Source organism: Prevotella pectinovora (genome assembly GCF_000834015.1).
Classification (GTDB): domain Bacteria; phylum Bacteroidota; class Bacteroidia; order Bacteroidales; family Bacteroidaceae; genus Prevotella; species Prevotella pectinovora.
In genome coordinates this window covers 22347-28346 of sequence record NZ_JXQI01000016.1, presented here as the reverse complement: position 1 = coordinate 28346, position 6000 = coordinate 22347, and the positions used below count along the sequence as shown (strand labels likewise).

General features: G+C 48.9%; 3 protein-coding genes and 1 pseudogene. All 4 read right to left on the bottom strand.

Annotated elements, in window-relative coordinates:
* The coding region (locus ST42_RS13740) for a hypothetical protein (RefSeq protein WP_156139270.1) at nucleotides 1-213 on the bottom strand (213 nt) is incomplete at its 3' end.
* A 21-nt stretch (nucleotides 214-234) separates the two neighbouring features.
* Nucleotides 235-874, bottom strand: a pseudogene (locus ST42_RS13375) (UDP binding domain-containing protein).
* Between the two features lie 55 nt (nucleotides 875-929).
* Nucleotides 930-1988 (bottom strand): hypothetical protein, encoded by a 1059-nt coding sequence (locus ST42_RS13065; RefSeq protein ID WP_052488186.1) that lies wholly within the window; start codon nucleotides 1986-1988, stop codon nucleotides 930-932.
* 1575 nt (nucleotides 1989-3563) lie between these two features.
* The gene (tamL, locus tag ST42_RS01730; protein WP_044072056.1) at nucleotides 3564-5870 is read right to left on the bottom strand and encodes a translocation and assembly module lipoprotein TamL; all 2307 of its coding nucleotides are present in this window, start codon (nucleotides 5868-5870) and stop codon (nucleotides 3564-3566) included.
* Nucleotides 5871-6000: the final 130 nt, after the last annotated feature.

Below are 6000 nucleotides of genomic sequence, written 5' to 3'. Positions count from 1 at the left end.
TTCACCTAATTTAACCACGCAATTGGTCGTATCACATACAAACTTAACCTTACCAGCTTCTGAAAAAATTGTATAAACATTGTCCAAATTCACAACATTGCCACAAAATTTACATTTGTATTCACCACGTAAAATACCGTCATAAACATTTATGTTTTTCAGAAAAGTTTCAAACTTTTCTTCATGAACTGCTTTTAAAGTTTCTCTATCCATACAAAAGTACTTACATTTATATTAATCTCTTCTAAATATATCTCGTGTGTAAACCTTATCCTTTACATCGTCCAGACATGCGTCATAGCGGTTAGCGATGATTGCATGGCTTTCCGTCTTGAAGGCATCCAGATTGTTAACGACCTTGCTGCCGAAAAAAGTGCTGCCGTCTTCAAGTGTCGGCTCGTAGATGATAACCTCTGCGCCCTTTGCCTTGATGCGTTTCATGATTCCCTGAATGGCAGACTGGCGGAAGTTGTCGGAGTTGGACTTCATCGTGAGGCGATAGACGCCAATGACGCATGAATTTACCTCTGCACCAAACTGGTTGTTCTCTGTATAGCCATACCAGCCGGCTTTCTTCAAATGTGTCGAAGTAATTCTTTACCGGGTCATAGTTGGTTGGTGCTGCGATGACCACGAAGTCGGCATCCTTATATGCTGCCTTGCCATCGAGAGTAGCCACAAGATTCAGTGGCTTCTCTACCAAGTACTATTCTATGTAATCATCCTGAATAGGAGAAATACGGTTGTTCAGCTTATCCACCTTTTCGGGGATTACATCCACTGCCGTAACGTGATGGTGCTGAGACAACAGCGTGGCTATGCTCAGCCTCACGTAGCCTGCTACTGCTATTTTAATATTGTTGGAATCGTTCATTGTGCCTTATATTCTGGATAAATATTGTATTTTTTGTTTATATGTCTCACAGTAATCAGAACAGATAGTCGTAATCCAACATCATTTTTTCGAGTTCACTCTGGAATCTGTCCTTGGTGTCATCATCCAATGCCGGATTGCTGAGTATCGAATCCATCAGCTGGATCACTTTGCCTCCTTCACCCATGATGGGGTCGAGGTTTTCCTTGAACTGTTCGATGAATGGCGCATAGTAGTAATTTATCTCCTCGATGATGAAGGAGCAGATGCTCCATGCGGCATTGAGGGTGAGGCGATTGCGTGACAGCTCTTCCAACACGTATTTTCTCAAATAGTCGATGTTTTCTGTCTGCTCCGCCACGTCCTTGTCGGTTTTCACGGGGTGGAAATAGCGGTCTATCAGCACTTGCCGCTCGTGCAGATTGCGCTGATAGAAGATGTTCTCATCGGCAGGGGATGTATTGTCTTGCCCTACTTCCTCAAAGTGCTCGGCATGGATGCCGCTGATGGCGACACTCATTCCTCCCACATCCATAACGAGGCGACGGTCACGGTCGATACGGATGATGTAGCCCTCGAGTCCTGCCAGCTCTCCACCGGTGATGCGGAGCAGGATGCGGTTGCGGGCATAATAATGGAATGGTTTGAGCAGGAAACGGATACGCTCCGGCTCAGTCTGGTTGATGCGCATAAAGGGACGCATCTGGGAGTCTGATATCACCGCCACTCTGCCTGTGCTGCAGTTCTTGCACAAATGAACGTTAGGGAAATTCCTGTCAAGATAGGCTTGTATATCTTTGGGAAGACCCTGGAAGAAGACGAGACCGCTGACGGTGGGCAATTCCTTGCGCTGCACCTTCGCCCTGGCTGTGCGCTTGAAATATCTCACGGTCTTATGCACGAAATATGTCATGCCGTCTTTGGCGAACTGTTCTTCCATTGCCTTCACCTTTCTGTGATGCAAAAAGAGATATGACCATGTGGTTTCGCTTGGGCGACGACACTTCTTTACCTCTGAGCGAGCCTTTACGTCTTGCTCAGTAACTTGTGTGCCCTCTGGAGAAACGGGGTTCTCGTCGGCTGCAGAAAAAGAACTCGTACCGTCCGGTTTCATAAATTCCTTTCTACTTTATGTCATTAGCTGCAACCATGCATGATGGTTGCGGAAGCCTATTTAGTTTGCCATCGTCATGCATCATCTTAATGGTGTTAAAGCCATGAGAAAAAGCATTCTCATTTTGTGTATATTAATAAAATTCGTCTTCTCTTCTATGGTAAGATATACAATTTGTTGCAAAAATACAAAATTTAGTTGGATTAAGTGTAAGATTATATTTTTTTCTGCTTACAAATCTAAGAATGGCCGACAATATCCAAACGGTAATCAGCCAGAGTGAGAGTGTTCTGATGGCAGGATTTGAATCTTCTTTACGAGCGAGTCATTTCATGATACTTTTGGTCATATTTGGGGCAAGCACGTTGCCCACATGGGGCAAGCACGTTACCCAACATGGGCAAGCACGTTGCCCCAAGTGGGCAGATTTCATTTCCTGCCTGTGCCCAAAAGTGTATCACGAATCGGGCATTAGATGGGGTGTGTTTTTATCCCAAATCGGTCATTAGGCCGTTTATTGTATTTTTTAATTACTGCTTGCAGTCTTTTGTTTTTTATAAGGCGTCTTTTGTCTGTTTTTAATTCGCAATAGCTCGCTATTACTCATTAAAAGCCAAACAAAATCCACTCTTCTAAAAGAACAAAATCCAAGCAAGCCCTAACGACCGATTCGGGTTTATGACAGATTGTTATTATCACTGATATTGTCATTACGTGGTGGCGTTGTGTCCATGGTCTGCGGTAGGGACACAAATCAAAAAAAAATGAAACACGGATTGGTTTTTTCACGGTTCCATTTTTTGATTATATTTCGTTAATGATTCTTGGATTTTGGTTTTGGATTTAGCAGGATTTGCAAGTGCTGGGGCTCTTCCTTTTTCCTTAGTCTATGCTTTTTAGACAGTATGATAACCCATCCTGGCCTTCCCAAAGGGAAGGGACAAGTTACTCTGTTTTGTCAAAGACTTATTCAGTCAATCATTACAGCCCCCACCTAGCCTCAAACCCATCCTAACCTTCCCCAAGGGAAGGAATTGGTTAGTCCGGATATAGCCTCAGCCCCCACCTAACCTCAAACCCATCCTGACCTTCCCAAAGGGAAGGGACAAGTTACTCTGTTTTGTCAAAGACTTATTCAGCCAATCATTACAGCCCCCACCTTGCCTCCACCAAAGGTTAACCCATCCTGACCTTCCCAAAGGGAAGGAACAAGTTACTTTGCATCTTGATTTCAGCCAATCACATCAGCCCCCACCTAGCCTCCCCCGTAGGGGAGGGACAGATACCATTGGCTATATGATTGTTATCTGTAGGTATCTCATTATCAGCGATTTATCCATAAACAGAGTAACCAGCATCTCCCCTACGGGGGAGAACGAGAGGGGGCTGATGACAATTGGCAGAGTAACTTGTTCCTTCCCTTGGGGAAGGTCAGGATGGGTTATCCTACGGGGGAGAACGAGAGGGGGCTGATGACAGTATTCTGAGTAACTCGTTCCTTCCCTTTGAGAAGGTCAGGATGGGTTCCCTTTGGGAAGATCAGGATGGATATGAGGCTCAGAAGGGATATGAGGCTCAGAAGGGATATCCCACTGCGAGATGGAGCGACTGGCCGTCTTTGAATTTGCGTATGTTGTAGTAGCCGCTGCGGCCGGTGTCGTATGGCATGTGGATTCCCACTCCCCAGTCTATGCGCAGGATGAGGAACTGCAGGTCGTAGCGCACTCCGATGCCAGTGCCTACCGCCATCTCCTTGAGCAGGTTCTTCATCTTGAACTGTGCCCCCTTGCGGTATCCGTCGTCGCGCACTCCCCACACGTTGCCGGCATCGAGGAAGGCGGCGCCATAGAGGTCTCCGAAGAGATTGAAACGGTATTCCAGATTGGCGATAAACTTCATGTCGCCGGTCTGGTCGAGATATGAGAGGCGCGCCTGGTCGGTGTAGTAGCGTCCCGGACCTACCGATCTCACGGGGAAGGCACGGATGCTGTTGGCGCCTCCCACATAGAACTGCTCGCTGTATGGCGTAGATGCGGCGTTGCCATACGAATATACGATGCCTGCATTGACATGGCCCACGAGCTGCGACTTGAGTCCGATGCCCCATGTCTTGGTGAAGTCGGTCTCCAGTTTCACGAACTGTGCATAGGCGTTCTTGAAGAGCTCCTTGCCCTTGGCGTTCCATTTCTTGCCTGCCGCGAGATAGCCGAGCGAGAGCACGTTGCCCGACTCAGAGAGCGTGAGGTTCCAGTATATCGGGTTGCGGTATTTCTTCGGACTGTTGTATGTGTATGAGAACTGCATCTTCGGTATGAGCATGTCCTGCATGGTGGCGAGGAGATAGGGGTTGGCGTTCATTATGGAGTCGAAGGTGTGGGTGGTATAGGTGAGGTGCTGGTATTTCAGCGTCAACGGTGTCACCTCGAATTTCTTCGTCTCCGTGGGCTGCCACTGGTAGGTCCAGTTTCCCGACGCCGTATGCATCTTGAAATATCCCGGTCTGTTGATGACGTTTGCCGACGCCCTCGCCGTTGTAGTCGGCGTGACGTGATATCTGTAAGGCTTGAGGAACGGGAATATCATTCGTGGGAATGACACCGAGAGGTCTGCACCATATTCATAGGAGTTGTAGTCCTTGCCGTTCTGTCCTCCCGTCTGCCATTCGTAGGCTCCATGCAGACGCAGGTCTACCACCTCTCCGCCCTTGAAGGCATTAAGCTTCTTCAGACCGAGCACCAGCTCCGGTCCGGTGCGTCCGTTTATCTTGTTGCTATAATTAGTCTCCACATAAAACTCATACGGTTTGTTGAGCACGCAGCTCACCGTCATGTCGAGGGTGTCACATTGTGAGGTGGTGTCGCGAGGGGTGAAGGCGAACTGCACCGAACTGTATTGTCCTGCCGAGCTGAGCCTTTCGGCACTTTCGAGATATGCGTCCTGGCTATACTGCTGCCGTGGGAACAGACGGAGGTGGCGCAAGAGCAGACGCGCTCTGATTGGCGGGCGCTTGCCGTTGTAGGCGAGTATGAGGCGGCGGTAGTTGAACGAGTCCTTGAGCTGCTCCATGAGCTGCTTCCGGATATTCACCTTCAGGTTTCCGATATACCATTTGTGGCGCGCCCTCTCCGGGATGTTGTCGGCGAGCTGCAGTCTGAGCTTCACCCTGCCCTGACGCGCCAGCGTGTCGGCGAGATACGAAGCGTAGGCAGGCTGGAAATAGTAGTATCCGTTGTTGCGGAAGAGGGCCGACAAACGGCTGCGCTCCGCATCGAGGGTTGCCACATTGAAAGGCTTGCCCGGACCTATCAGCGCCTGGTCGCGGGTGGCGAGTATCAGACTGTCTGCCACTGCCGGAAAGTTGGCATATTCCACGGTGTCGATGAGCGACAGCTGGTTCATCGCCACCTTATATAATATCTTTGCCTTCTTGGGATTCTTCTGCGTCTCCACTTCAAAGCCCACCGTGCCACCCAGATAGCCATGGTTGCGCAATACCGACTGTGCCACCGACGCTCTCAGCTGCGGGTTCACCCAGCTCATGAGCACCGGTGCGTTGCCGAAGGTCTTGGCAATCCATTTGCCGAGTTTTCCCTCAGAGTTCTGGAATGCATTCCATATCCATAGCTTATATGGTATGGTGCGATGATATGAACTGCCGAAGAAGGCTCCGTTTGGTGCCGTAGCGAGGGCTGCCTCCACTTCTTCCTGAGTGGAATAGTAGTGGTCAGACTTCTCGCAGTCGTCATATTCTATCTGTTTCAGTCCCACATACAGCTGGTCGCCCTCGGGCACGGAGCTTGTGGTGGAACACGCCGTGGCGAGAAACGCCAAGGCACATACCATCAGTGTGCCGAGGGTATTTGACATTATTTGATGTTTCATTTTTATTTAGTTGACGAATTTAACGCATTCTAATATTATCGTAAGACACCCGATGCTTTTCTGAAAAGGGGAACCCATCCTAACCTTCCCAAAGGGGAACCCATCCTGACCTTCCCCAAGGGGAACCCAT

Coding starts and splice junctions, on each gene's coding strand:
- tamL (WP_044072056.1), bottom strand. CDS start 5,870: ATGAAACATCAAATAATGTCAAATACCCTCGGCACACTGATGGTATGT.
- ST42_RS13065 (WP_052488186.1), bottom strand. CDS start 1,988: ATGAAACCGGACGGTACGAGTTCTTTTTCTGCAGCCGACGAGAACCCC.